Source organism: Halococcus salsus, from assembly GCF_009900715.1.
GTDB classification, from domain to species: Archaea; Halobacteriota; Halobacteria; order Halobacteriales; family Halococcaceae; genus Halococcus; species Halococcus salsus.
Genome location: NZ_JAAAJC010000001.1, coordinates 135,071 through 158,429, shown reverse-complemented (window position 1 = coordinate 158,429; position 23,359 = coordinate 135,071). Strand labels below are relative to the sequence as shown.

The window sequence follows — 23,359 nt, the reverse complement described above, 5'->3', positions numbered from 1 at the left end:
TTCGCATCGTCCTCAACCTGCAAACCGGGATAGTTCGGAATTGGTAATAGAAAGACACTGCAGTCAGTGTTGGTCGGAGCGCCTGTCTATATCTTCCAGTGTCTCACATCATCCCACTCTACGCGGTCCCACCGGAGCCCGTCAGCGTCGTTCTCCGGGTTGTCTTTGTAGAGCGAGTAGCGCGTAATAGCGAGGTAGTGCTCGACCTGCGGCCGCCAAGACTCGTCTATCTCGCACTCCCGAAGTACCTCGTCCGGCGTTACCTCGCGGTGCTCGCTTACGTATTCTGCCACGCTTGCCGGGAGCGAGTCGACCATCCAGCGTTAGACCCAGCCATCGGGGACGTTTTCGTCGATAGCCCGATGGTCGGTATAGGCGTCGGTGATAGCGCGAACGGCCTCAAGCACGTCGCCCGGCGGGGGGCGCTCGGTGTGTGAATAGAAGAGGAACCCGCGGTCGTGGTCTAATTTGCGGAAGTCGTTATCCCCGGAGAGGATAATCAACCTATTGCTTTCGGCGAACTTACTGATATTTACGTCGTCAGTATCCATCGAGAGCTCCTCACGGACTGTACTGACGATTATCCAGTCCGCCTCCTCGAAGGCGTTAGTATACTTGGCGGCGACGTTCTGGTCGCAGAGGATTCGTACCTCCCTGTCTTGGAGCCGATTCACCCTTCTATCTCGCCCTCGGAGTCACCGGTCGGAGCACGGCTCCGCTCTTGGATAAGACGACGATTGGCCTCTTTCCCTTGGCGGATGACGTCCATCGCTTCCGGGTGGTCGTCGTAGTAGTCGAGCGCCGCATCGACCTGCTCACGCGAGAGGTCGGGGTACTCCGCTACGGTCTCCTCGACCGTCCAGCCGCCTTCTCGAATCCCCTCGGCTATCATGTAGACGCCGATACGGGTGCCGTCGAACCGTGGCTTACCGTGCAGTACGTCGGGCGTCTTGACGATTTTCACGTGCGTGCTCATTCGGAGTCGTCCTCTTTGTCCTCGGTCTGCTCCTCGTCACGAGCTCCCGCCGGGCCGCCCTCGTCGGCATCGGGGCTGGCGGCCGTGTTCTCCTCCTCGTCCTCACTATCCTCGCCTCCATCGGTGGCGAGCTCGTGAACGTCTCCGTCCTCGTATACGCGGTCACCGACCGTGATGGGTTCCCCGATATCCTTGCTTAGGCGCTTGAGACGACCATCCTCCGTCGCACCGAAGGCTTCCCGAAGCTCTTCGAGTAGGTCCGGATGGTGCTCAGAGAGGATTTCGGCATCCCGCTCCAGTTCCTCAACCCGCCGCCGGATGCGCGTGGCGGACTGGTAACGGCGGTCGGCCCCCTCCTCACCGGTTATCTGCTTCCGGTCGGTATCCGTGAGGAGCGCGCGTGTTCGTCCCATACCCGTCGTAAGCGACTGGTTCGGTTAAACATTGCCCTGTTCGCAATGTAGTCATCGTATAGGCTAATCTTTGTACTCAACGAGTCAATAGGTGGGGTAGAAACGGACGTGGCACTCCGGGCTTCCCCGCGGTGCAGCAGGAAGTGCGGACGGGTGTTAGAGCACCCGGCCACAGCCGTTTCCGCTCAACTATACAGACGCAAACGGCAACCGGCTCTAACGGAGTTGTAGACCTCGATTTCGGCGTTCGAGAGCTCTCCAGCGCGATCATCCGGTAGTGAAGCGTCGATGGACTTCACGCCTTCAGGGAGCTCGCCGCGAGCGAGGATATGGATGCCAGTGCCGGAGGTCGATACATCGGCGTAACTTCCGGCGCGTTCGATATGCTCCCGAACAGTTGGGTGGATTGCCCGCTCTCGGGGTCACGAGTGTCGTCGTAGTCGACGACTGCTGGCTCGTCACACGACGGAAGTGTACATCTCGGCGCGTTGCCGTCGGTCACGTCGACCCCTCCTGAAGGAGGTCAGCATGGTCAGAAAGAACGTCTGTTTATTGACTTCTTTTCAGATGTTCGGGTCTGCTACCCAAACATCTGGCGCATCACGGGGTGCATCTCCATCAACTGCTCTTCGGCGATCTCCTCGTAGAGCTTGTAGGTGATAGACACCGTGAGCAGGAGCCCCGTTCCCGAGACCAGCCCGATGGTGCCGAGCATGTTCGCGCCGACCGCGAGCACGCCCACGAGCGCCCCGCCGATCACCGTGACCTGCGGGATGTAGCGTTCAAGGACCTTCTCGATCACGCCGGGGTTCTGACGGAAGCCGGGGATCTGCATCCCGGAGTTCTGGATCTGCTTCGCGGTGGATTCCGGACCCATGTCCGCGGTTTCGACCCAGAAGACCGCGAAGATCGCGCCGCCGACCACCATGAACGTGAGGTCGACGCCGACGCGAATGAGCACCTGCCAGACCTCGGCGCTCACGCTGCCGGCCCACCACTGCCAGTCCTGTGGCTGGTAGATCGGCGCGAGGTAGTAGAACAGCCCGCCCGTGGGCTGACCCTGGCTGCCGTAGACACCGAGCCACGGTGGCAGACCGACCTGGGAGTTGAGGATGCGCCCGATGAACTGGATGTTGGCCTGGAGCGCCCGCACGAGGATCATCGGCAGGACGCTCGCGTAGATCAGCTTCACCGGGAAGCGCCCCCGCGCGCCCTTGACGCGGGCGTGCGAGAGCGGGATCTCCACCCGGACGCTCTCGGCGTAGACGACCACTACGAAGATCAACACCGTGGTGAGGAGCGCGACGATCTGTCCCTGACCGAAGAGGATCGTCTGGAGCCCGTCGGCCGTCAGCGGCGAGGCCTCGATCGACCCGGTGAGGATCCCGAACCAGCCGGCGAGGAGCTGTCCCTGGCCGAAGATCCCGAGCATCAGCTGCTCGCTGATGCCCGCGATGATGAACAGCCCGATCCCCGAGCCGACACCCCACTTCGAGACGACCTCGTCCATGAACAGGATCAGGACGCCGCCGACGAAGATCTGGGCGAACAACAGGAGTTGAACGCCGAACGTACCGATACCGAGCGAGGCGGCGACGTCGCCACTCGGGGGCAGAAAGCCCGAGAAGACGATCGGGAGGCCGGTGATACAGATCATCACCACCACGAGGAACTTCTGAAGCCCCTGATAGAGCACCTGGTCGCGTGGGTCGTTGGTGTCGAGACCGAGCAGGTTGGCACCGCCGAGGAGCTGGAGCACGATGCTCGCGGTCACGATCGGCCCGATCCCGAGCTGGAGGACCGTCCCCTGACTCAGTGCGAGGATCGACCCGAACTGGCCGAACGGGTTGCTCCCGGTACCCTGGAGCCCGTACAGCGTGACGTTCGTCAGGAAGAAATACAGTACGAGCACGCCCGCGGTCCACGCGAGCTTGCGTCTGAACGGGATGTGACCCTCGGGCTGTGTGACCGAGGGCATCCGCGTCAGAACCGGTTCGGCGGTCTCCTTCCAACCCATTTAGCGATTACTCGGACTCCGCGTTTGTAGCTTCTTCGTCCGAGTCCTCGTCGTCCGCTTCCGCGTTGCGTTCCTCGCCGCGCTCGCTCAGGGTCGCTTCCCCGCCCGCGTCGGCGAGCAGGTCGCGCGCGCTCTCGGAGAACGCGTCGGCGGTCACGTCGAGCGACTGGCGGACCTGCCCGCCGCCGAGCACCTTCACCACGTCGGCGTCGTGGCCGTCCTCGACGATGTCGCGGGCGTCGAGCGCGAACCCGTCGCCCGTCTCCTCGGCGAGGCCGTCGGCGGCGTAGAGCGCCGCGTCCTCGTCGAGCTCGCGGACGTCGACCGTCCGGACGTCCTCGGTGGTCTTCTCGGGCCGGCTGAAACCGTGTTTGCCGAGCGGCCCGTAGTTGTGCTTTTCGTGCTTGTCGCGTCCCGCACGACCGCGCCCGCCACGGTGGCCGGCCCCACGTCGGTTCTTGTGGGTGCCGCCGCTGTGGGTGCGCGAGCCGCGCTGGCGTCGTTTTTTGGAAGTCATCGTCGTGTGGTCACCGCATCGCGCTCAACAGCGCGTCGATCTCGTCCGAACTGTGCTTGCCGAGCTCGCCGCCCTCGGCGGTCGGGTGTTTCACGCCGTTGTGCCCGCCGCGCGGCGGGTGGAGCCGGAGCGAGGGCGAGAGCCCGGCGTCCTGGAGCGTGGTCTCCTCGGCGAGCAGCGCCTCCGCGAGCGCCGAGAGGTCGTCGTAGTCGGTGTTCTCGCCGACCCACTCGTCGTCGACGTCCCCGTCGCCCTCGGCGGGTTCGCCACGGGTTTCGAGCACCGTCGCGAGCACGCCCGGGCTGGGTTCGCCGTAGGCCACGTAGTCGTTGACCTTCGTGATCATGCCGCGGTAGGTGTCCGTCTCGGGGACGAACGTACAGTGGTTGGTGCTGTGGATGTTGAGCATCGAGAGGGTGTCCCGAACGCCCTGTTCCATGTTGACCTCGCCGCGGACCTGCACGAGCGCTTGCATCACTCGACCACCTCGCGTCGCTTCTCACGGGCACGCTGTGGCATCCGTGACTGCGACCCGTTCCGGAGCGCGTTGTACGTCGCCTTCGCGAGGTTGACCGTCGTCCGGGTGTTGCCGTTCGACTTCGTCCAGGCGTCCTGGACGCCGGCGAGTTCGAGGATGTGCCGAACCGTTTCGGCGGCCGCGAGACCGAGCCCCTGCGGAGCGGGGATGACCTCGACGGTGACCGAGCCGGCCTTGCCCTTGGTGCGGCGGGTCAGGGAGTTCACCCCGCCCGCGCGGTCCTCCCAGGAGCCCGAGCCGCGGTCGACGCTGATGATGTTGAGCTTCGCGACCTCGATGGCCTTCTGGATCGCCGAGCCGACCTGGTCGTCGCGGCCCTCGGCGTAGCCCACGTAGCCGTTCCGGTCGCCGATCACGACCACACACCGGAACTTCACCCGCCGACCGGAGTCGGTCATCCGCTGGACCATGTTGATGTCGAGGACCTCGTCCTCGAGCGAGAGCAGCTGGTCCGTGATCTCCGGTTCCTTCAGGGGGAGCCCCGAGTTGAGGGCGTCCTCCATCGTGGTGATCTCCTCCTCGGCGACCAGTTTGCCGAGCCGTGTGCGCGGCTCCCAGCCGCGTCTACTCATCGTCGCCTCCGAGTTCGTGGTCGAATTCGTCCATGATGGTCTGTCGTATCTCCTCGAAGTGCTCGGGGAGGTCGGTCGCGTCGAACTCGCCCGAGTAGAGCGGCTCGTCACGCGATTCGGCGTAGTCGGCGATGTGCTCACCGCTGGTGCGCTCCCAGTCGGCGAACACCGATTCGTTGTGCGGCACGTCGAGGCCGGCGTCGATCGCGCCCTCCTGCATCGCGAACAGCTTGTTGCCGGGCGTCGCGGTGTTGAGGCCGATGTCGAGCACCGCCTCGCTCACGTCGTTCTCTCGCGCGCGCAGCCCGGCGAGCAACCCCGTGAGGTACGCGCTCGGGAGGTTCCCCGTGGGGGCCTCCCAGCCGTACTCGGCGAGGTCCGCCGAGCTCGCGCCCGCGTGCGTTTCGTCACCGTCGGGACTGGGGCTCACCAGCTGCGCCCTGACGTGGCGGTTGCTCTTGCGCGCAACCAGTCGGGGTTTGCCTGATTTCAACAGGCGCAACCGCTGATGGTAGTCCGTCCGGACCTCGCGCCGGCGGCGCATCGGTACGTTGTATCGTGGTCCTGTGGCCATTAGTCGTCCTCCGTCTCGATGTCGATGTCGTAGCTGTTCTCGGCGAAGGCTTCGAGCCGTGCCACGCTGTCGAACTCGCCCCCGCCCGCCTTGTCGTAGAGCGCGCGGTACTGGGTTCGGTCGAGCGTGCCGTCCGCTCGAAGCTCCTTCAGCCGGCGGCGCTGGGCGCGGATCCGCGAGACCCACGCGTCCTTCTTGTTCTGGCGTGCGCCCGCGGTCCCGCGTCGCGTACCGGGGCCGCTGCGGTGGCCGGCGGCACGCTGTGCGTTGCGCTCGCGCGCTCGCCCGCGGGAGTTCGTCTTCGCGTCCTTCGATTCTATCGTGCCGTCGGCGACCAGCTCGCGGACGTCCTCGCGGGTGATCGCTTCCGCGATCTCGCCCTGGCTCTCGGGGTCGAACCAGACGCGGTTCTCCCCGACGTCGAGGACGTCGGCGGCGAGTCGGCGCTGTGCGCTGAGGTCACTCATCTGTTTCCACCTCGACTTCGACGTAGGTCGGGTTCAGCACCCGGATCCCGTCGCTCTCGGCCTGCTCCTCGATGCGTTCGCGCTTCCGACCGCCGACCGACGACCCGATCCGCACGGCCTGGGTGTCGCCGTCGACACCCTCCAGGTCGTCGGTGTTCTCGACGCGAACCTCCTCGAACCCGCTGGGGTGGAGACCGCGAACGGCCTCGGTGGTTCGGTAACCAGCCGAGACCTTCGCGCCCTTGCCCTTGATACCGCGGCGCTGTTTCGAGAGCGTTCCGCGGGGTCGCCGCCACGAGGTCCCCACTCGTTTCTTCTTGTGGTGGTCCTGGCGGTTGAACTGCGGCTTCGACTTCCGGCGACGCCGCGTCAGCAGCCGCCCGGTCTCGTCGTCGAGGTCGGGCGTCTTGTCCACGAGCCCGCGCGGTTCGAGTTCGGTCTCGACCGCTTCGTCCTCCGTGGTGTCGGTCTCGTCCTCGACGTCCGCCTCGGTCTCCTCCTCGACTTCGAGCCCGCCGACGTCGGCCTTGATCCGGGCCGCGAGCGCGTTGCCCACGCCCTCGACCGCGGTGAGGTCCGACTGCTCGGCCTCGCGGAGGTCCGCGACCGTCTCGAAGCCCGCCGCGCGCAGGGCGTCGGCCTTCTCCTCGCCGACACCGCTGACGTCGGCGAGGTCGTCGGGGGTCTCCTCGGACGCCTCGTCCTCGGCCTCTTCGGACTCGTCGTCCGCGTCCTCGTCGACGTCGAGGTCGTCGACGTCGGCCTTGATCCGCGCGGCGAGCGCGTCGCCGATGCCCTCGACCGCGGCGAGGTCGTCCTGGTCGGCGTCCTCGAGGTCCGCGACCGTCTCGTAGCCCGCGTCGACGAGCGCTTCGGCTTTCTCCTCGCCGACGCCGTCGACCTCGGTGAGCTCCTCAGCTGCCACCGGCGGTCACCTCCCGCTGGGGTTTCTCGGTGATGTAGACGCCATCCTGGAACACCCGGACGTCCTTGCCGCTGACGCGGGTGAGCTGTTCGATGTCCGCGGCGGTCTGGCCGACGTCGTCCTTGCTGGGACCCGAGAGCGTGAGCCGCTCGTCGTCGACGTCCACAGTCGTGTCGCCGTGGATCTTCGTCCGGCGCGGTGCGCGCTCGCCGAGGAAGTTCTGGATCACAACCTCATCGTCCTCGACACGCACCTGCATCGGGAAGTGCGAGTAGAACACTTCCATCTCGTAGGTCCAGCCCTCGCTGACACCGTGGAAGGCGTTCCGGATGTGGCTGGTGAACGTGCCGACGATGGCGTTGGTCTTCGCGTCCTCGGCGGCGGTCTCGATGACCACTTCGTCGCCGTCGACGTCGACGGTGACGTTCGGGTACCAGAGTCGCCGCGTGACGGAACCGTTCTCGCCGGAGATGGTGAGGTCGAAGCGCTCCGTCTCGGCGCTTGCCCCCTCCGGTATCGTGAATCGTTCTTCTGTCATTGGTCTAGTAGACGTAGGCGAGCACCTGCCCGCCGAGTCCCGCTTCGCGGGCCTCGTAGTGGCTCATCACGCCGTGGCTCGTCGTGACGATCAGGGTGCCGTAGTCCCGTGCCGGGAGGAACCGCTTCTCCCACTTCTCGTAGCCGTCGGCCCCGGTGGAGTACCGGGGCTTGACGACGCCGCACTGGTTGATGGCACCGTTGAGTTCGACCTCGAACGTCCCGGCCTTGCCGTCGTCGACGAACTCGAAGCCGGAGATGTAGCCCCGGTCGTAGATGACTTCGAGCACCGAGCCGATGGTGTTCGAGGCGGGTCGGACGGTCAGATCGAGCTTCCCGACGCTCTCGGCGTTGTCGAGACCGCTGAGGGCGTCGGCGAGTGGGTCGTTGTCGGTCATTGGTATTTCTCGAACCCCATGCCGCGGGCGATCTCGCGGAAACACTGCCGGCAGAGCCAGATGTTGTACTTCCCGACGAGGCCCTGCTTGCGGCCGCACCGCTGGCAGGCCTCGAGCTGGCCCGTTCGTTTCCCCGTGTGCTCGCCCGTTTCGACGTCGTTCCCGCTGTCGGTTTCGCTTTCGCTCATTGTACCTCCATGTCGTACTCGGCTTCGAGGAACGCCACCGCGTCCTCGGTGTCGAGCCGGTGACGGCTCGGCAGCTTCCGCGTGACCTTGGTTCGTTTCGCGACGCGCGAGCCCGGTCGTGTGAGGTTGACGGTCACGTCGAGACCGTAGATCCCGATGTTCGGGTCGTACTCCTGGCTCGGGAACTCGGTGTGCTCCTCGATGCCGAAGCTGAAGTTGCCGGTCTGGTCGAACTGCGAACGCGAGACCGATGCCAGCCCCAGCGCGGTGTCGAGGAACGTCTCGGCGGGCTCACCACGGAGGGTGACCTTTGCGCCGATCGGGTCGCCTTGCCGGATGCCGAACTCGGGCTCGGTGGCGTTCGCGCGCGTCCGGACACCCTCCTGGCCCGTGATGGCTTCGAGGATGTCCTCGGCGTTCGCGAGCTCGCGCCCGCCCTGGCCGACGCCCATGTGGACGACGACCTTCTCGACGACGGGTTCGCGCATCTCGTGGAACTCCGCTGCCTCGCTCATTCGTCCTCACCTCCGTCGGTGGCCTCGTCGGCGTCGGATTCGGGTTCCGGCTGGTCCTCGCCGGTTGTGGTGACGGTCTCCTCGTCGTCCTCCTCGACGAAGTTCTCGTCGATGACGACCACGTAGTCGGCGATCGTCTCGAAGCCCTCGCCGTCGTCCTGGCTCACCAGGACGTTGTTCGGCGAGCTCCCGGGGGTGACCTGGATCTCGTCGATCTCGCCGATCTCGCCAGCGTGCTGGCCGCGAACCGCCGTGACCAGCGCGCCCTCCTCGTAGGGGAAGTGCGCGAGGATCTCGTTGTCGGTGTCGACGACGATCGAGTCGTTGCCGGCGTAGTCGCCCTCCTCGATCTCGAGGGTGCGACCGTCGTGGAGCGAGAGCTGCGTGTTGCCGCCCGGCACCTGTCGCTTGCCCTCGATCTTGCCGAGCTTCGAGTCGGCGTCCGCGGCGTCGATCGGGGTGAGCGCCAGCCGGCCGCCCTCGTCGGGGAACACCCGATAGTGCTCGTCGCGCTCGGCGAACTCGACGATGTCGAACATCCCGATCGGCCGCTGTTCGTCGCTGAGGGGCTCGTTGTTGACCAGCACGGAGCCCTGGTTCAGCGCGTAGCGCGCCTCCTTCCGGGAGTCGACGTAGCCGAGGACGTCCCGGAGCAGGATGAGGAGCGGCACCCCGTCCTCGCCGTGCGGGCCGGCGGTGGCCTTCACGGTGAAGGTGGCGGTCTTTCGCTCGACCGGCCAGGAGTTCGGCACCGAGAGTCGCTTTTGGTGCTTACTCATCGTCGTCGGCCTCCAGTCGGTCCTCGCGACGCGAGTCGTCGAGGTTGAGGTCGGTGATCCGGAGGTTGCTCGCGTCGAGCGAACGCGGGACGTCCTCGCCGTCGGCGGTCTCGACGGTGACGTCCTCGACGTCGACGGTCGTGTTCCGAAGGTCGACGCTCACGACTTCGCCCTCCTCGCCGGCGAAGTCCCCGCGCATGACCTCCACGGTGTCGCCCGCGTTGACGCGGGCGCTCCGTTTGCCGTACTCGTCACGGAGGTCGCCCGAGAGCGTCGCACGGACCTGTCGGTGCTTCTCGTGGAGCGGCGCACGCTCCGTTCGTGTGCGTTGTTTGTGTGGTTGCTTGCTCATGGTTGTCTCAGACGATCATCGTTGCCGCGCTCGCGATCGAGCCGAACCGTTCGGCGACCTCGCGCGCGATCGGCCCACGGAGTTCGGTCCCCCGAGGGTCCTCGTTCTCGTCGACGATGACCGCGGCGTTGTCCTCGAACTTCAATCGAGTGCCGTCGGGTCGTCGGATCGGCTTTCGCTGGCGGATCACGACGGCTTCGAGCACCTGGCGACGCATCTCGGGCGTCCCCTTCGTCACCGACACCGTGATCTTGTCGCCGATCCCGGCCTTCGGGTGGCGGTTCTTGGTGCCGTGGTAGCCCGAGACGCTGATCACGCGGAGCTGGCGTGCGCCGGTGTTGTCGGCACACGTCACCAGCGAGCCCTTCTCGAGGCCCTGACTGACGTCGGCCGAGAGGGCTTCCATCAGGCCTCACCTCCGTCCTCGGCCTCGGCGACGCTCTCCTCGATGTCGCTCATCGCGGCCTCGCTCTCGGCGTCCGAGGGCCCCGAGAGGCTGGTCGCGCCGAGGTCGCGGTCGGTGTCGATCCGACCGACCACGACGTGGGATTTGGTCTTCGAGAGCGGGCGGGTCTCGGCGATCCGCACCGGCTCGCCCACCTCGATCTCGAGGCAGTCGGGCGCGTGCGCGGGCGTCCGCGAGCGCCGTTTCATCGCCCGGTCGTACTTCGGGACCGCCACGTCGTATTCGCGTTCGACGACGGCCGATCTGTCCATGTCCGTCGAGACGACCACGCCGTCGACCGTCCCGCCGCGCACGGACAGCGTGCCGTGGAACGGACAGTTCGGGTCGTCGCAGGTCGCCTCGGGTTCGTCTACGTTGAGTCCTAACGCCATTTCGAATCACTGCTCCGTTCGGTCCGCCGTGCCGGCGGGGCGACCAGCCGTTCGCCCTCGACGGTGACGAACGCCGAGTCGGTCGACTCGGCCCCGTCCCCGAGGTCGAACTCGAAGGTCGCACCGGCCTTCGGCACCTGTTTCGTCCGCGTCGAGTCGGTCTCGACCCGGAGGGTGGATCGCGTTTCGCTCACGACACGACCGGCGGTCCCGACGAGCGACGGGTCGTCCGCCGCCGCCACTCGCGCGGGGAGCCCGCAGAGTTCGTGTCGTGCGACCGTCTCCGGCGTCACCGCCATCAGGAGGCCTCCTCGTCCTCGTTCTCGTCGAGGTCGCCTTCCTCGTTCCGGATGGTCTTGAGCCGCGCGATGGTGCGCCGGAGCTCCCCGATACGGCCGGGGTCCTCGGGCGCGCCACCCGCCGCCTGCACCGCACGCGAGTTGAGCAGCTCGGTTTCGAGCTCCTCGAGTTCGGCCTCGCGCTCGGCCGGCGTCATGTCGCGGATCTCCGCGGCGTAGAGGATGGCCATCAGTTCTCCGCCTCCACGAGGTCGTCGGCACCCTGTTTGATGCGTTCGGCGAACGCCGCGCCGATGCCCTCGGCCTCGGCGAGGTCGTCCTCGCTCGCGGCCTGGACGTCCTCGACCGACTCGAAGCCGGCCTCGCGAAGCGCGTCGGCCTTCGCGTCGCCGACACCGTCGATGGCGGTCAGGCCTTCGACCGACTCCATCTCGTCGAGGAGCGCCTCGGCGTCGGCCTCGGTCTCCTCGGAGAGGTCCTCGTCGACGTCGGGTTCGGCCGCCGAATCCGGCGGCGACGTCTCGGACGCACCCTCCTCGCTCTCGACGGCCTCTTCGAGGATCTCCTCCTCGGCGAGGTCGTCGGTCTCGGGGGCCTCCTCGTCGGTGAGCTCGAACTCCTCCTCGGAGTCGGACTCCTCGGGGCCCGCGACGGGTTCGCCCTCGCCCTCGTCGAGCAGGGCGTCGACCTCGTCGCCGGACTCGATGTCCTCGGGCACGAGGTCGGAGACGTCGACGTCCTCCCGGATGCGGAAGTCGTCGGGGAGCTCGGCGTTCGGCGGGATGATCCGCACCGTGACGCCGATCGTCCCGAGCTTCATCACCGCGACGCCGTTGCCGCGGTCGACGATGTCCTTCGAGGGCTCGCCGTTATGCTTGATGTAGCCCCGGTTGAACTTCTCGTCGCGCGAGCGCGCGCCCGTCACCTTCCCGTTGAGGGTGATCTCCGCACCGCGTGCGCCCGCGTCCATGATCCGGTCGATCGTGGTGTGGCCGGCCTTCCGGAAGTACCAGCCACGTTCGAGGGCGTTCGCGAGGCGGTCGGCGACGATCTGGGCGTTGAGGTCGGGTTCGTCGACCTCCTGGACGTCGATCTGGGGGTCGTCGAGATTGAAACGGTCCTCGAGTTCCGCCGTGACCTTCCGGATGTTCTTGCCGCCCTTGCCGATCACCATGCCGGGTTTCTCGGCTCGGAGGACGATCTGGGTGCCCATCGGGGTCTTGGCGAGTTCCATCCCGCCGTAGCCGGCTCGACCCAGCTCCTCGGCGAAGAACTCGTCGATCTGGGTGCGCTGCATCCCGTCCTCGATGAACTGCTGTTCGGTCGCCATCAGTTCTCGACCTCCTGGTCTTCGACGATCATCTCGACGTCGACCTCGGGGGTGTTCCAGGCGGTCGCCCGCCCCATCGCGCGGGGTTTGCGACCCTGGGACTCGCCGACCTTGTGGGCGGCGACGTGGCTGATGACCATACCGTCCGGCTCGAAGCCACCGTGTTCGGCGTTCGCGCCGACGTTTTCGAGCAGGTCGAGGAACGCGCCCGAGGCCTTCTCGGGGTAGCGACCCGCGTCCCAGCCGTCGACGTCGCTCCGGTGACCGACACCGGTGTTGTGCGACCGGAACGGCACGGATCGAGTCCCGTCGATGACGGCTTCGAGGTACTCGCGGGCGTCCGCGATCGTCATCCCCTTGATCTCACGGGCGATCTCCTTGCTGTGCTTGTGGCTCATGTGGCGCTCTCGGAGCATGGCTTTCGCCGTTTTCTCCGGGTCCGCGTCCACGCTGTAGCTGATTCCCATTGTGTTAGTTCCCCATCATTTGAGCGGTACGAACTTCGAGGACCGCGTCGCCCCGATGCCCGCCTGGCCGTGTTCGACCGACGTCCGGGTGAGCTGGAACTCGCCCAGGTAGTGGCCGAGCATCTCGGGTTCGATGCGTACTCGCTCGAACTCCTGGCCGTTGTGGATCGCGAAGGTCTTGCCGACGAACGCCGGGAGCACCGGCATGTCGCGCAGGTGCGTCCGGATCGGGTCGTTCGCGGTGTCCTCCTCGTCGGCCTCGCGGGCCTTCTCGAGGAGTTTCTCCTTCTCGATCGAGAGCCCGCGCTCGATGCTGCGGCGCTTGCGGGCCGGCAGCAGCTCGGCGACCTCGTCGATCTCCATCGCGTTCAGTTCCTCCATCGTGTGGCCGCGGTAGGTGAACTCGCCCTCACGGCCGGTTCTGTAGTCCGAACTCATGTTTACTTCCTCCCGGTTCGCCGCGAGGCGATGTCACCGACCTTCCGGCCGGGCGGTGCGTCCCGCGAGATGCTCTTCGGCTGGCCGGGGTGCTGACGGCCACCGCCACCGAACGGGTGGTCGGCGGCGTTCATCGCCACACCGCTCACGCGGGGGTACTTCGTCCCGCGCGAGCGCATCTTGTGGTGTTTGTTCCCCGCCTTCACGAACGGCTTCTCCGTTCGGCCACCGCCCGCGACCACGCCGATCGTGGCGCGACACTGCGGGCTGAGGCGTTTGATCTCGCCGCTGGGCAGTTCGACCACCGCGGCGTGGCGGTCGTGGGTGATCAGCTGGGCGTTCACGCCCGACGACCGGGCGAACTTCCCGCCGTCGCCCGGGTGGCTCTCGACGTTGCAGACCGGGATCCCCTCGGGGATCTCGGCGAGCGGGAGCGTGTTGCCTGGTTTGATCTCGGCGGTGACGCCGACCTGGAGCTGTTCGCCGACGCCGATGCCCTCCGGTGCGAGCACGAGTCGGCGGTCGCCGTCGTCGAACTCGACTGCAGCGACCGGTGCGCTTCGGGCGGGGTCGTGTTCGATGTCGACCACCGTGCCCGAGACCACGTCATCGCCCTCGACGGTCGGGTGGGAGAGTTCGGCCTTGTAGCGGTGCGAGGGCGCACGGAACGTCGGCGTCCCGCGACCACGTCGCTGACCCTGGATCCGTCGTCCCATCTCAGAACACCCCCAGCCGCGAGGCGACGTCCTGTGCGTCGTCGTCCTCGCTGAGCGTGACGGTCGCCTTCTTCTGCCCCCGCGGGGTGACCTGGGTGGTCACCTTCGTGATGGCGACGTCGAACTGCTCCTCGAGGTCCGACTTGACGTCGGCCTTGGTGGCGTCGGTCGCCACCACGAACTGGAGCTTGTTCCGGTAGTCCATCTCGTTCATCGCCTTCTCGGTGACGTAGGGGTATTTCATTACGCTCATCGGCTGGCTACCTCCTCGATGGCGCTCTCGGTCCAGATCGTCAGCCGGCCCGCCTGCGTGCCGGGCGCGAGGTCCTCCGCGTTGACCACCTGTGCGGTGGCGACGTCGGCCCCGGCGAGGTTACGCGCCGCGCGCGAGGGCTCGCCGCTCGTGACGAACAGGATCGATTTGGCTCGTTTGTACTTCCGGCCACGGGTCGTCCCGCGGCCCGCGCGGACCGTCCGGTCCTCGGCGCGCTCGATGTCGCCGGCGACCCCGAGCGAGTCGAGGAGGTCGGCGACCTCGCGGGTCTTCTCCAGGTCCTCGAACTCGTCGCTCACGACGAGCGGGAGGTCGCCCTCGAAGACGTGCCCGCGCTCTTCGACCAGTTCGGGGTCGGCCGTGGCCGCGATGGCGCTCCGGGTCGCGAGCTTTCGTTCCTTCGTGTTGACCTTCTGCGAACGGTCCTGTTCTTCCTTCGGCGGGTGTGCCGCACGGCCGCTGACGGCCTGGGGGACACGCCGCGCCTGCCCGTTCGACTGGGGGACGTGGGCCATCCCGCGGCCGCTCCCCATCGATTCGGCGGGGGTACGCATCCCGGCGTAGTCGTCGGCCCCGTGGGCCTGCGACCGGTTGGCCTGGGCGGCGCGCACCGACCGCGCGATGAGGTCGGGGCGGTACGGCGTCTCGAAGACCTCGGGGAGGTCGACCTCGCCCGCGTCCTCGCCGTCGGTGTCGAATTTGGTTACACTCATTGTCCTTGGTTGGAGGCGGTCGAGACGTACCGGACCTCGGGGTCGAGGCGCGGCTGGTCTCCGGGTCGGATCGCCGGTCGGAAGCGAACGAGTCGCTGGTCCGGACCGGGAAGCGATCCCTTCACGAGCGCGTAGGGGCCGTCGACCTCGCCGTAGCCGACGAAGCCGCCCTCGGCGCTGGCGTCGTCGCCGTCGCCCACGCTCACGAGGCGCTTGTTGAGCTCCGTCCGCTGGTGGTAGCCCATCTGGCCCTGCTGGGGGACGGTCGAGCGCACGCGCGAGGGGTTCCACGGGCCGAGGTTACCGATGCGGCGCCGCCACCCCTGACGGGCGTGTTTGCCCTTGCGTTTCTGGACGCCCCAGCGCTTGACGGGGCCCTGGGTGCCCTTGCCCTTCGTGACGCCGGCGACGTCCATGTACTCGCCGGGGCGGAACACTTCGGTCATGTTGTGTTCGCCGCCGCCGGCGATGAGGTCGAGACCGAACTCGAGGCGGTCGTCGACGTCGCCGCCGCCGATCCGGGTCTCCATCACGTCGGGTTTCTTCTTCGGGATGTTCGCCATCCCACCCGGAACGGTGTGGGTGATGGCGCGGATCTCCGAAACGTCGCCCTCGGAGACGGCCTCCTCGAACGCGTCGGGGTCGGATTCGCCGTCGGGGACGTCGAGCGCTCTGTCGAGGTCCGCGTGGAACTCGTCGGTCCACGTCTCGGTGAGCGGGCGGAGTCCGTAGGGGGTCTGTTCGTAGGCACGCAGGGCGACCGCGCGCATCGGGGGCGTCTCCACGACGGTGACAGGAACCGTCTGTTCCATCCCCTCGCGTGGCGAGTTCGCCGCGTCGTCGATCATCACGACGTGGCTCATGCCGGCCTTGTAGCCGGCAAAGCCCTGCAGCCCGGGCTGTCCGTCGTCGTCGGGCCACGACCCGAAGCGCGCGACCTCGCTGGTCGCACGCTTGCGCGGGCTGTAGCCCATCGAGCCTTTTCGTGGTCTGTTTGGTTGTACCATCTTGTGTGTTCCCTCTGTTACGGCAGGGTCAGGCAGGCGAGGGTCGCGAACACGGCTTCTTCCGTGCGGATGACCTCGCTGCCCTGGTTCGGAACCGTGTTGAGCCAGCGGTCGAACCCGCCGTCCGGTTCGGCGCTCGTCACCGACGCGACGTCGATGTCGAGCATTTCCGGCAGCCCTCGTTCGGGGGCCCCGAAGGCGACTGTCAGGTCGCCGGGCCCTCCGGCCAGTGCTCCGAGTCCGTCCGTCGTCAGCGCCTCACCGTGGCGTGACGTGGCGACCCGGAGCCCGGCGTCCTCACGGCCGAGCGCCGCCGGGAGGTCCGCGCGGTCGACGGTGAACCCGGGTGCGGGTTCGTCGACGATCCGTGCGCGGACCGGTTCTCGCGAAGATATCCTGACGGTCACGCGTTCCCCCTCGCCGACCTCCATCGCGGGAGGCACGACGAGCGAGACCGGGTGTTGCAGTCCGCAATTGACCCGAACGCGCCCATCAGGGCCGACCTCGGTCACGATTCCCTGTCTTAACGACCCCGAACTCTGTGGTCCGGAGCCGGTCCGTGGGACGGGGCGAAGCGGCGGCAGGACACCGACGTACTCCAATTCCTCGCGCGTGCCCCAGGCCTCCTTTCGGAGGTAGGGGGCCGTCGCGGCGTACGCGAGTACCGTGGCGACGAATCCGCCACCCCATCGTCGGTTCCCACCGTCGTCCGGGAAGACCGTGACGCGGTCGACCCGGAAGACGGTGGCCGCACGAGCCACGAGGCCGACCTTGTGGGTCGCCTCGCGTTTGTCGCTCGCCTCCCGACAGAGGGATGACGGCACGAGTACGCTGCGTGTCATGCCGGCGCTTTCGCGCCGTGCCACTAGACTGTGGCGCTTTTACCGTATTGGCTCGTAAAAGGATAGCGCTTCGCTGGACGCGTGCGCCGCGTTCACAGGGCGCGACGAGCCCCGTAGAGCGGGTCTCCGTCCGGTGGTTCGGATTCGATTCGGAACGCTTTTACCTTCCAGCGGGATACTGAGAGTGCAGGGCGCTGGTAGTGTAGTGGTATCACGTGACCTTGCCATGGTCACAACCCGAGTTCAAATCTCGGCCAGCGCACTTCTCTCGACGTAACCCGCGAGCAGTCGCTTCGTGATGGCGACGGCAGTACTGTGACGGGGGACTGTAGTCACCATACATTATCGGATCCACGAGTGACGACGAATGGGACCGTCCAGGACGTTTCCAATTCGACCCGCATCGTGGGAAAACGACCCTATCCGCGGAGCGTTTACATAGGTTTAGCCACTACCTTACCTATGGACGCGGACGCAGAGGACGGCCGTGTCTATCTCCCGAAACACCTCCGAGAGAAGTTCGGCGACCGGTTCGAACTCGTCGACCGCGGTGACCGGCTCGTACTGATCCCCGTCGACGAGGACCCACTGGCCGCGCTCCGTGAGGAGTTCCGCGACGTAGACGCTTCGGTCGAGGAACTGAAGCGGGGGGCACTGGACGAAGCGCTCAACGAGGCCGGCCCGTGATCTACGTCGAGGTGGATTTCCTGCTCGCACTTATCAAAGAGGACGACTGGCTTGGAGAGCGGGCCGTGACACTGTACGACGATCATCGCGAGGAGCTATGGGCCCCGGCCCCGTTCGAGGTCCAACCGGTCGCGGACCGCCTTCGGGATGGTTCTCTGCCCCTTGCTCGTGGCGGTCGCCTCGTGGACACTCATCTCGTACTCGTTTTCGTCGTCACGGAGCACCAATGTCCTCCTTACTCGGACGGTCGACCACCCGTTCCGAAACCAGCGGGAAGGTTCCGAAGCCGGTGGGAAGGGGCGGTCAGTTCCGCTCGTACTCCACGAGTTCGACCCGCTGACTGAGCGTCCCGTTCTCGTCGTAGATGGCGACGTAGGGCGCACTGGAGAAGGCCTGCTGGGTGCAGACCTCCTGGTTGAGCGTGCCGTTGATCCGGGTCTCGACCACGTAGCAGTCGATCCCGGCGTACGAGTCGGTGCCGGTGACTTCGATCTTCGTCGAGCCCTCGGCGGACTGTTGGGAGAACTGGTCGCCGACCGCGAGGTCCTGACCCCCGCCGACGGCACCGGCCCCGATGCCGCCGAGCTGGATCGCGATGAGGTAGCCGTAGATCGGCGACATCACGAGCTGGGACTCGACCTCGCCGACCGGTCCCGTGACGGTCGATTCGGCCGAGTCCCCGCCGATCTCGTAGTTGGTCCTCACCGTCGACTGGCCGTCCTCGACGTTCGTGACCTCGAAGGCCATCCGTCCGGTGCCCTCCTCGGCCGATTCGATCTCGAAGACGTACCGACCGGGCTTCGAGAGGTTGAACCACTCCTCCTCGGCGTCCAGCGCACCGTCGTTCGACGAGCCGCTCTCGGCACCACCGGACGAGTCGCTCTCGCCGCCAGCGCTCGAACCGCTACTATCACTACCATCACTACTACCACTGGCCGCAGCGGTGTCGGCATCGCCGGACGAACCGCTCGCCGAGCCGCCCGACGAACCCGCGTCGGCGGCCGTGGCGTTTCCGCCCCCGTTCGCAGCGGGTTCGGAACCACCGTCGCCACCGGACCCGGCGTTCGAGGCCGTCGATGTTTCATCGCCCCCCGAGCCGCCGAGGCCACCGAGGCCGGTACAGCCCGCGAGGACGACGACGAGGCAGACGAGTATCGTCGAAGCTGCGTGTCGTCTCATTGCTTTGGTTTCCGTGATCGGTCGAGCGGTTCGAGCGCGAACGAGGCGACGATCCGCTCGGCGGTCGCCTCGAACCCGGTCGTATCGTTCCAGTCCACCCCGAGGGTGTAGCCGGTGCGGTCGTCCCTGGCGAAGAGGTACGAGAGCCACCATCGGTCGCCGGAGTCCCCGACGTAGGTACAGTCGACGACGACACCCTGGTGGTCGTCCCCCGGCTCCCGTTCGCGGTGACCGCGGAGTTCGAGCGAGTGGACGTGGTCGTCGTTGGCGAGCTCGGCCAGGAACGTCGCGGCACACGCCGCGGGGTCGAACGGACTCGTCTCGACGAACACCGCCGCCCCGGCACCGCTCCGGCGGCTCTCGAGGACGACACCCGACGGGTCGGGTTCGACCGACCAGTCGGCCGGGTACGCGAGCCGGTAGCCGTACCGGTCGTCGGTGTAGATGGCGAACTCGGGCTCGTCGTTCGATCCGCCGTCGGTCTCGACGGAAGCGGGTGTTCGGTATGGCTCGTCCGCGGTCGTCCCGGCCGGGGTGAGCGTCACCGGGAGGAACGGGTCGAGCGCGGTCGCTTTCATCGCCCGTTCACACCAACCGGTCGGCGAGGGTCGCCACGACGGGGAGGCGGACCGTCTTTCCCTGGTAGGCCCTGACGATGAGGTAGAGCCACACGGCGACGGCTCCGACGGTGACTACGAGCCAGACCAGCCCGAGGACGAGCGAGAAGAGGCTCCCGACGAGGAAGAGTCCGGAACTCCCGCTGAACGTCGCCACGGAGATGGCCGTGCCGACGAAGCTGAGTGCGATGGAGACCACCGCGACGACGGCCGACAGTGCGATGCTCTGGGCGGCGTGCCACCGAACGAACTCGTCTTCCTTCTCGATGAGGTAGAATATCAGCCCCGAGACGAAGCCGAAGACGTACGAGAGCGCCCCGGCGACGTTGCTGTCCAACCCGGATTCGTTCTCGACCGCCGTGGTGGTCGTCGTCTCGGTCTCTCCGTCGAACTCTGTGGTGCTGCTTGCCATTGGTCTGCTCCGGCGGCGGTCGTTCCGGCCGTACGCACGACCGCCGCTCGACCACCGACGGATGGAGAATAGTGTGGATCCTGGTTATAGGCTCCGATCGGTACGGTTTCAGTCGACGGGACGGTCTCAGGTCGTGAAACGGCCACCGGGTTCGGGCATCGTCGGGCCGTCGAACCCAGCGGCGAGCACCGGTCGGTCACGACCGGTCTTCTCTCGACGGTGAACGCACGTTGAAGCAACAGTTAAGACGTTGTGAGGGAGACACACGATCGAGGATGGAGACCGAACGGCTCATCGACCTCGTCAGGCGAGCGCCGGTGCTCGACGCCCTCCGGTCGACCGGCGGGATGGACCGGCGGGAACTGGAACGACACCTCGGGGTGTCGAAGTCCACGGTCCACCGGTTCACCCGGGCGCTCCGCGACGAGGACCTTGTCGAGCGGTCCGCGGGCGAGTTCGTACTCACCCCGCTTGGTGAGGTGAGCGCCGAGACGCTCGCCGAGTTCGAGACGACCATCGAGACGGCGTGGGCGGTCGCGCCGGTGCTGGAGGCCGCCGCCGCCCACGACGTCCAGTTCGACGTCGCGGCCTTCGCCGACGCGACGGTGACGACCGCCGAACCCGGCAACCCCTATCGCCCGGTGAGCCGATTCATGTCGCTGGTGAACGAGACCGAGACGCTCCGCGGGCTCGATCCCGCCTCGATCAACCCGCTCCACCTCGACGAGATCTACGAGCGCATCGTCGACGGGATGCGGACGGACGCCGTCTTTCCACCTGAAGTGGTCGAGGAACTCCTCAGAACCAACCCCGAGCGGGCGGAGCACGCCTTCGCGAGCGGGAACCTCGCGCTTCGGGTCCACGACGACCTCCCGTTCGGGCTGACGCTCTGTGACGACCGGGTCGGGGTCGGCGTCTACGGCGACGAGACGGGGCTCCTCCGGACGTACGTCGACACCGGCGCGCCCGCCGCTCGCGAGTGGGCGGAGGCGGTCTACACGAGCTATCGCGAGGAGGCCGCCGAACTCACGGACCACGCCGACCTCGCCGACCTGGAGTCGGTGGCGGCGCTCGTCGGCGATACGTAGCCGTCGAGGTCGTGAGATCAGTCGTTCTGAACCGAGAGCTGGACCATCGCCTCGGCGATGTTCCCACCGTACTCGGCGGTCCGGCGAGCGCTGTCGAGCACGAGCCCGAGGAGGTAGGTGTCGGGGGCCGAGCCGTCGTGGAGCGCCCGATCGAGCGGGTCGAGGTCGTCGAGCAGGCGGTCGCGGGCGGTGAAGGCGTCGTAGGCTTGGTCGACCGACCCACCTCCCAAGAGCACGCTCGCGGCGTCGGTCACCACCTCGCGGGACTCGTGGGCGGCCGTCGCGAGGTCGTCGAGCGAATCGACGGTCGTCGGGTCGTCGAGCCGTCGAGCCACGCTCGCGGTTCGTTCGGCGTGGTCGGCGACGCGTTCGAGCTGGCGGGCGGTGGTGTAGTAGGCGAACAGCGTCGGGCGGTCGAAACCAAGCTGTTCGACGGCCTGCATGCTCCGGAGCGCGCGGTGGAACTGGCGGTTCACCAGCCCGAACAGCCGGTCCGCCTCGTCGTCGCGCTCGATGACCTGTGCGGCGCGGTCGACGTCGGCGTTCGCGACCGCGGTCACGGCGTTGCGGTGCATCCAGACCGTGACGTATTCGAGCTGGAGCACCGACTGGCGAACCGACTCGCCGTCGTTGCCGAGCATGTTCGTCAGGACGATCCGGGCGTCGGTCTCCTCGAGGACTTCGAGCCCGACGAGCTTCGCGGTCGCGGCGGTGACCGCCCGGCGTTCGGCGGTCGAGAACCCGCCCGAGGAGCTGAGGGTGAACTCGTCGAAGCCGACGGTGTACAGTGCCTCGACGGTCCGCTGGAGGTTCGGGTGGGTGTAGCCGTCGACCCCGATCCGGGCGGTGGCCCGGCGGTCGTTCCGCGGGGCGGTGGCCCGGACGACGAGCGAGGCGTCGCCGTTGGGTTCGAGCGAGAGCTCCCGGCCCGCCTCGATCCCGTGTTCGTCGGCCCACCGCTTCGGGAGCGATATCGTGTAGGTCGAACCGCCCGTGAGTTGGACTTTGCGTGTTTCCATGGTTGGTGATTCAGATGAGTGATTCGTCGCTTTCGAGCATGTAGAGCGTTCGTGCGGCGATGTTGACGGCGTGGTCGCCGATGCGTTCGATGTCGCGGAGCGCGAGCGCGACGCTGAAGACGGTCTCGACCAGCCGGTCGGTCGCCCTCGTCGTCGTGGCCTCGGTCTCGACGAGGTCGCGGAGCACCGCCCGCCCGGCCCGCTCGCACAGCGCGTCGAGTTCGTCGTCGGTGTCGGCGACCTCGTGACACGCCCAGGCGTTCTCCTCGGCGTACGCCGTGACCGCGTCGTCGAGGAGTTCGGCCGCGACCCCGCCGGTCTCCCGGAGGTCCACCCCGGGGAACTCGGCGTCGTCGGCCGCGAGCGTGTACTCGGCGAGGTTCACCGCGAGGTCGGCGACGCGTTCGAGGTCGGTGCAGATCTTGAACGAGGCCGCGACGAACCGGAGGTCGGTGGCGACGGGCTGTTGGAGCGCGAAGAGGTCGATGCACTCGCGTTCGATATCCAGGTATCGTTCGTTGACCGCGTCGTCGCTCTCGACGAGCTCGCGAGCGCGGTCGTGGTCGCCGGATTCGAGCGTGTCGAGCGCCGTTTCGAGCCGGTCGGTGACCAGTGCCGCCATCGACAGCACGTCGCCACGGAGCGTATCGAGCTGGTCCCGATAGCGTTCGCGCGCCATCACCCGAACTTTCCGGAGATGTAGTCCTCGACGCGCTGGCTCTCGGGGTTCTCGAAGATCGCGTCGGTGTCGCCGTACTCGACGAGCTCCCCACCGGTGAGGAAGACCGCCGTCTGGTCCGAGATCCGAGCCGCCTGCTGCATGTTGTGGGTGACGATCACCACGGTGTACTCCTCGGAGAGGTCGTCGATCAGGTCCTCGATCTTCGAGGTCGCGATCGGGTCGAGCGCCGATGCCGGCTCGTCCATCAGGATCACTTCGGGGTCGGTCGCGAGACAGCGAGCGATACAGAGGCGCTGTTGTTGCCCGCCCGAGAGCCCGAGCGCGTTGTCGTCGAGTCGGTCCTTCACCTCGTCCCAGATCGCCGCCTGCCGAAGCGAGCGCTCGACCAGTTCGTCCTCCTTCTCCTTCGAGTCGTTGTCGAGCAGTCGGGCGAGCAGCCCGGTCTTGATGTCGCCGTGTTTTCGCGGCCCGTAGGCGATGTTGTCGCGGATCGACTTCGGGAACGGGTTCGGCTGCTGGAAGACCATTCCCACCCGCTTTCGGAGTTCGACGAGATTGGCCCCGTCCTGATAGATCTCCTTGCCGTCGAGCGTCACGGAGCCGTCGACGCTCGCGCTCCGGATCCGGTCGTTCATCCTGTTGAGACACCGGAGGAACGTGGACTTCCCACAGCCCGACGGCCCGATGAAGGCCGTCACGCTCTTTTCGGGGATCTCCATCGAGATGTTCTTGATGGCGTGGTCGTTGCCGTAGTGGACGTTGAGGTCCGTCGTCGTGACCTTCGCCTCGCCGTCGAACTCGTAGGTGACCCACTCCTCCTTGGTTTCCTCCGCGGTCTCGCCCGAGACCGTCGTGCGGGACGTCGATCCCTGACCCCCGGTGGCCGACCCGCGTGGGGTTCCCGACCCCGATGTCGACGTCGAATCGGGTTGTTGTTCGGCTTGTTCCGCCGTCTCGTCGTGTTCTTCGGTTGTCTTGCTCATT

39 protein-coding genes and 1 tRNA gene are annotated in these 23,359 nt (G+C 67.0%); 3 read left to right on the top strand and 37 right to left on the bottom strand.

Annotated features, from left to right (window positions below; all coding sequences use genetic code 11):
- Positions 1-86 precede the first annotated feature (86 nt).
- From GT355_RS00850 to GT355_RS00705, 30 genes are all read right to left on the bottom strand, one after another.
- Entirely contained in the window at positions 87-317 is a 231-nt protein-coding gene (locus GT355_RS00850; protein ID WP_160132747.1) for a hypothetical protein, read from the bottom strand.
- A gap of 6 nt (positions 318-323) precedes the next feature.
- Positions 324-674, bottom strand: a complete 351-nt coding sequence (locus tag GT355_RS00845; RefSeq protein WP_160132746.1) for a DUF5615 family PIN-like protein — start codon at positions 672-674, stop codon at positions 324-326.
- Positions 671-976 (bottom strand): DUF433 domain-containing protein, encoded by a 306-nt coding sequence (locus GT355_RS00840; protein ID WP_160132745.1) that lies wholly within the window; start codon positions 974-976, stop codon positions 671-673. Before GT355_RS00840 ends, GT355_RS00845 begins: the two co-directional genes overlap by 4 nt.
- A complete protein-coding gene (locus GT355_RS00835) occupies positions 973-1,389 on the bottom strand; it encodes a hypothetical protein (protein WP_160132744.1) in 417 nt (138 codons plus the stop codon). Before GT355_RS00835 ends, GT355_RS00840 begins: the two co-directional genes overlap by 4 nt.
- 295 nt (positions 1,390-1,684) lie before the next feature.
- Positions 1,685-1,891, bottom strand: a complete 207-nt coding sequence (locus GT355_RS00830; protein WP_160132743.1) for a hypothetical protein — start codon at positions 1,889-1,891, stop codon at positions 1,685-1,687.
- Positions 1,892-1,969: 78 nt separating this feature from the next.
- The gene (gene secY, locus GT355_RS00825; protein ID WP_160132742.1) at positions 1,970-3,406 is read right to left on the bottom strand and encodes a preprotein translocase subunit SecY; all 1,437 of its coding nucleotides are present in this window, start codon (positions 3,404-3,406) and stop codon (positions 1,970-1,972) included.
- A gap of 7 nt (positions 3,407-3,413) precedes the next feature.
- The gene (locus GT355_RS00820; protein WP_160132741.1) at positions 3,414-3,923 is read right to left on the bottom strand and encodes an uL15m family ribosomal protein; all 510 of its coding nucleotides are present in this window, start codon (positions 3,921-3,923) and stop codon (positions 3,414-3,416) included.
- Positions 3,924-3,933: 10 nt separating this feature from the next.
- Positions 3,934-4,398, bottom strand: a complete 465-nt coding sequence (gene rpmD, locus GT355_RS00815; RefSeq protein ID WP_160132740.1) for a 50S ribosomal protein L30 — start codon at positions 4,396-4,398, stop codon at positions 3,934-3,936.
- Positions 4,398-5,033 (bottom strand): 30S ribosomal protein S5, encoded by a 636-nt coding sequence (locus GT355_RS00810; protein ID WP_120072887.1) that lies wholly within the window; start codon positions 5,031-5,033, stop codon positions 4,398-4,400. Before GT355_RS00810 ends, rpmD begins: the two co-directional genes overlap by 1 nt.
- The gene (locus GT355_RS00805) at positions 5,026-5,607 is read right to left on the bottom strand and encodes a 50S ribosomal protein L18 (protein ID WP_160132739.1); all 582 of its coding nucleotides are present in this window, start codon (positions 5,605-5,607) and stop codon (positions 5,026-5,028) included. The genes GT355_RS00810 and GT355_RS00805 overlap by 8 nt, the downstream gene beginning before the upstream one ends.
- The gene (locus GT355_RS00800) at positions 5,607-6,074 is read right to left on the bottom strand and encodes a 50S ribosomal protein L19e (protein ID WP_160132738.1); all 468 of its coding nucleotides are present in this window, start codon (positions 6,072-6,074) and stop codon (positions 5,607-5,609) included. The genes GT355_RS00805 and GT355_RS00800 overlap by 1 nt, the downstream gene beginning before the upstream one ends.
- Positions 6,067-6,999, bottom strand: coding sequence for a 50S ribosomal protein L32e (locus tag GT355_RS00795; protein WP_160132737.1), 933 nt, complete (start codon positions 6,997-6,999; stop codon positions 6,067-6,069). The genes GT355_RS00800 and GT355_RS00795 overlap by 8 nt, the downstream gene beginning before the upstream one ends.
- Positions 6,989-7,537 (bottom strand): 50S ribosomal protein L6, encoded by a 549-nt coding sequence (locus GT355_RS00790; RefSeq protein ID WP_160132736.1) that lies wholly within the window; start codon positions 7,535-7,537, stop codon positions 6,989-6,991. Before GT355_RS00790 ends, GT355_RS00795 begins: the two co-directional genes overlap by 11 nt.
- Positions 7,538-7,541: 4 nt before the next feature.
- Positions 7,542-7,934, bottom strand: coding sequence for a 30S ribosomal protein S8 (locus tag GT355_RS00785; protein ID WP_120072896.1), 393 nt, complete (start codon positions 7,932-7,934; stop codon positions 7,542-7,544).
- Positions 7,931-8,122: a 30S ribosomal protein S14 gene (locus GT355_RS00780; protein ID WP_007695838.1), complete on the bottom strand. Its 192-nt coding sequence runs from the start codon at positions 8,120-8,122 to the stop codon at positions 7,931-7,933. Before GT355_RS00780 ends, GT355_RS00785 begins: the two co-directional genes overlap by 4 nt.
- A complete protein-coding gene (locus GT355_RS00775) occupies positions 8,119-8,637 on the bottom strand; it encodes a 50S ribosomal protein L5 (RefSeq protein WP_160132735.1) in 519 nt (172 codons plus the stop codon). Before GT355_RS00775 ends, GT355_RS00780 begins: the two co-directional genes overlap by 4 nt.
- Complete coding sequence (locus GT355_RS00770; protein ID WP_160132734.1) at positions 8,634-9,416, bottom strand: 30S ribosomal protein S4e; 783 nt, start codon at positions 9,414-9,416, stop codon at positions 8,634-8,636. Before GT355_RS00770 ends, GT355_RS00775 begins: the two co-directional genes overlap by 4 nt.
- Positions 9,409-9,768, bottom strand: coding sequence for a 50S ribosomal protein L24 (gene rplX / locus GT355_RS00765; protein WP_160132733.1), 360 nt, complete (start codon positions 9,766-9,768; stop codon positions 9,409-9,411). Before rplX ends, GT355_RS00770 begins: the two co-directional genes overlap by 8 nt.
- A gap of 7 nt (positions 9,769-9,775) precedes the next feature.
- A complete protein-coding gene (locus GT355_RS00760) occupies positions 9,776-10,174 on the bottom strand; it encodes a 50S ribosomal protein L14 (RefSeq protein WP_120072904.1) in 399 nt (132 codons plus the stop codon).
- Positions 10,174-10,605 carry a 30S ribosomal protein S17 gene (locus tag GT355_RS00755; protein WP_160132732.1) on the bottom strand — a complete coding sequence of 144 codons (432 nt, stop codon included), beginning with the start codon at positions 10,603-10,605 and terminating at the stop codon, positions 10,174-10,176. The genes GT355_RS00760 and GT355_RS00755 overlap by 1 nt, the downstream gene beginning before the upstream one ends.
- Complete coding sequence (locus GT355_RS00750; protein WP_160132731.1) at positions 10,596-10,904, bottom strand: ribonuclease P protein component 1; 309 nt, start codon at positions 10,902-10,904, stop codon at positions 10,596-10,598. The genes GT355_RS00755 and GT355_RS00750 overlap by 10 nt, the downstream gene beginning before the upstream one ends.
- Complete coding sequence (rpmC, locus tag GT355_RS00745; RefSeq protein WP_120072909.1) at positions 10,904-11,134, bottom strand: 50S ribosomal protein L29; 231 nt, start codon at positions 11,132-11,134, stop codon at positions 10,904-10,906. The genes GT355_RS00750 and rpmC overlap by 1 nt, the downstream gene beginning before the upstream one ends.
- Entirely contained in the window at positions 11,134-12,234 is a 1,101-nt protein-coding gene (locus GT355_RS00740) for a 30S ribosomal protein S3 (RefSeq protein WP_160132730.1), read from the bottom strand. The genes rpmC and GT355_RS00740 overlap by 1 nt, the downstream gene beginning before the upstream one ends.
- Positions 12,234-12,701: a 50S ribosomal protein L22 gene (locus GT355_RS00735; protein ID WP_120072912.1), complete on the bottom strand. Its 468-nt coding sequence runs from the start codon at positions 12,699-12,701 to the stop codon at positions 12,234-12,236. Before GT355_RS00735 ends, GT355_RS00740 begins: the two co-directional genes overlap by 1 nt.
- A 15-nt stretch (positions 12,702-12,716) precedes the next feature.
- Positions 12,717-13,139: a 30S ribosomal protein S19 gene (locus tag GT355_RS00730; RefSeq protein WP_120072914.1), complete on the bottom strand. Its 423-nt coding sequence runs from the start codon at positions 13,137-13,139 to the stop codon at positions 12,717-12,719.
- Positions 13,140-13,141: 2 nt separating this feature from the next.
- On the bottom strand, positions 13,142-13,855 hold the full coding sequence (locus tag GT355_RS00725) for a 50S ribosomal protein L2 (protein WP_120072916.1): 714 nt from the start codon (positions 13,853-13,855) through the stop codon (positions 13,142-13,144).
- A 1-nt stretch (position 13,856) separates the two neighbouring features.
- Complete coding sequence (locus tag GT355_RS00720; RefSeq protein WP_007695859.1) at positions 13,857-14,108, bottom strand: 50S ribosomal protein L23; 252 nt, start codon at positions 14,106-14,108, stop codon at positions 13,857-13,859.
- Complete coding sequence (gene rpl4p / locus GT355_RS00715) at positions 14,105-14,842, bottom strand: 50S ribosomal protein L4 (protein ID WP_160132729.1); 738 nt, start codon at positions 14,840-14,842, stop codon at positions 14,105-14,107. Before rpl4p ends, GT355_RS00720 begins: the two co-directional genes overlap by 4 nt.
- Complete coding sequence (locus GT355_RS00710; protein ID WP_120072920.1) at positions 14,839-15,849, bottom strand: 50S ribosomal protein L3; 1,011 nt, start codon at positions 15,847-15,849, stop codon at positions 14,839-14,841. The genes rpl4p and GT355_RS00710 overlap by 4 nt, the downstream gene beginning before the upstream one ends.
- Before the next feature lie 17 nt (positions 15,850-15,866).
- Positions 15,867-16,691 (bottom strand): putative RNA uridine N3 methyltransferase, encoded by an 825-nt coding sequence (locus tag GT355_RS00705; RefSeq protein ID WP_160132728.1) that lies wholly within the window; start codon positions 16,689-16,691, stop codon positions 15,867-15,869.
- A 191-nt stretch (positions 16,692-16,882) separates the two neighbouring features.
- Between GT355_RS00705 and GT355_RS00700 the strand changes: the two genes are divergently transcribed.
- Positions 16,883-16,953 (top strand) — tRNA-Gly (locus tag GT355_RS00700).
- A gap of 200 nt (positions 16,954-17,153) precedes the next feature.
- Positions 17,154-17,378 (top strand): AbrB/MazE/SpoVT family DNA-binding domain-containing protein, encoded by a 225-nt coding sequence (locus tag GT355_RS00695; RefSeq protein ID WP_160132727.1) that lies wholly within the window; start codon positions 17,154-17,156, stop codon positions 17,376-17,378.
- Between the two features lie 95 nt (positions 17,379-17,473).
- On the opposite strand, the gene GT355_RS18425 is transcribed toward GT355_RS00695, so the two are convergent.
- From GT355_RS18425 to GT355_RS00675, 4 genes are all read right to left on the bottom strand, one after another.
- Positions 17,474-17,602, bottom strand: coding sequence for an AbrB/MazE/SpoVT family DNA-binding domain-containing protein (locus GT355_RS18425; RefSeq protein WP_275690144.1), 129 nt, complete (start codon positions 17,600-17,602; stop codon positions 17,474-17,476).
- A 79-nt stretch (positions 17,603-17,681) separates the two neighbouring features.
- Complete coding sequence (locus GT355_RS00685; RefSeq protein ID WP_160132726.1) at positions 17,682-18,557, bottom strand: hypothetical protein; 876 nt, start codon at positions 18,555-18,557, stop codon at positions 17,682-17,684.
- Positions 18,554-19,135, bottom strand: a complete 582-nt coding sequence (locus GT355_RS00680; protein WP_160132725.1) for a hypothetical protein — start codon at positions 19,133-19,135, stop codon at positions 18,554-18,556. Before GT355_RS00680 ends, GT355_RS00685 begins: the two co-directional genes overlap by 4 nt.
- Before the next feature lie 7 nt (positions 19,136-19,142).
- Complete coding sequence (locus GT355_RS00675; RefSeq protein WP_160132724.1) at positions 19,143-19,586, bottom strand: DUF4870 domain-containing protein; 444 nt, start codon at positions 19,584-19,586, stop codon at positions 19,143-19,145.
- A gap of 275 nt (positions 19,587-19,861) precedes the next feature.
- Between GT355_RS00675 and GT355_RS00670 the strand changes: the two genes are divergently transcribed.
- Positions 19,862-20,674: a helix-turn-helix transcriptional regulator gene (locus GT355_RS00670; protein ID WP_160132723.1), complete on the top strand. Its 813-nt coding sequence runs from the start codon at positions 19,862-19,864 to the stop codon at positions 20,672-20,674.
- A 17-nt stretch (positions 20,675-20,691) separates the two neighbouring features.
- Here the strand turns inward: GT355_RS00670 and GT355_RS00665 are convergent, their stop codons facing one another.
- Genes GT355_RS00665 through pstB form a run of 3 tightly spaced genes read right to left on the bottom strand, consistent with a single transcriptional unit; the run spans position 20,692 to position 23,358 of the window.
- Entirely contained in the window at positions 20,692-21,693 is a 1,002-nt protein-coding gene (locus tag GT355_RS00665; RefSeq protein ID WP_160132722.1) for a phosphate signaling complex PhoU family protein, read from the bottom strand.
- Positions 21,694-21,703: 10 nt separating this feature from the next.
- Positions 21,704-22,372: a phosphate signaling complex protein PhoU gene (gene phoU, locus GT355_RS00660; RefSeq protein WP_160132721.1), complete on the bottom strand. Its 669-nt coding sequence runs from the start codon at positions 22,370-22,372 to the stop codon at positions 21,704-21,706.
- Positions 22,372-23,358 (bottom strand): phosphate ABC transporter ATP-binding protein PstB, encoded by a 987-nt coding sequence (gene pstB / locus GT355_RS00655; RefSeq protein ID WP_160132720.1) that lies wholly within the window; start codon positions 23,356-23,358, stop codon positions 22,372-22,374. Before pstB ends, phoU begins: the two co-directional genes overlap by 1 nt.
- Between the last annotated feature and the right edge of the window lies 1 nt (position 23,359).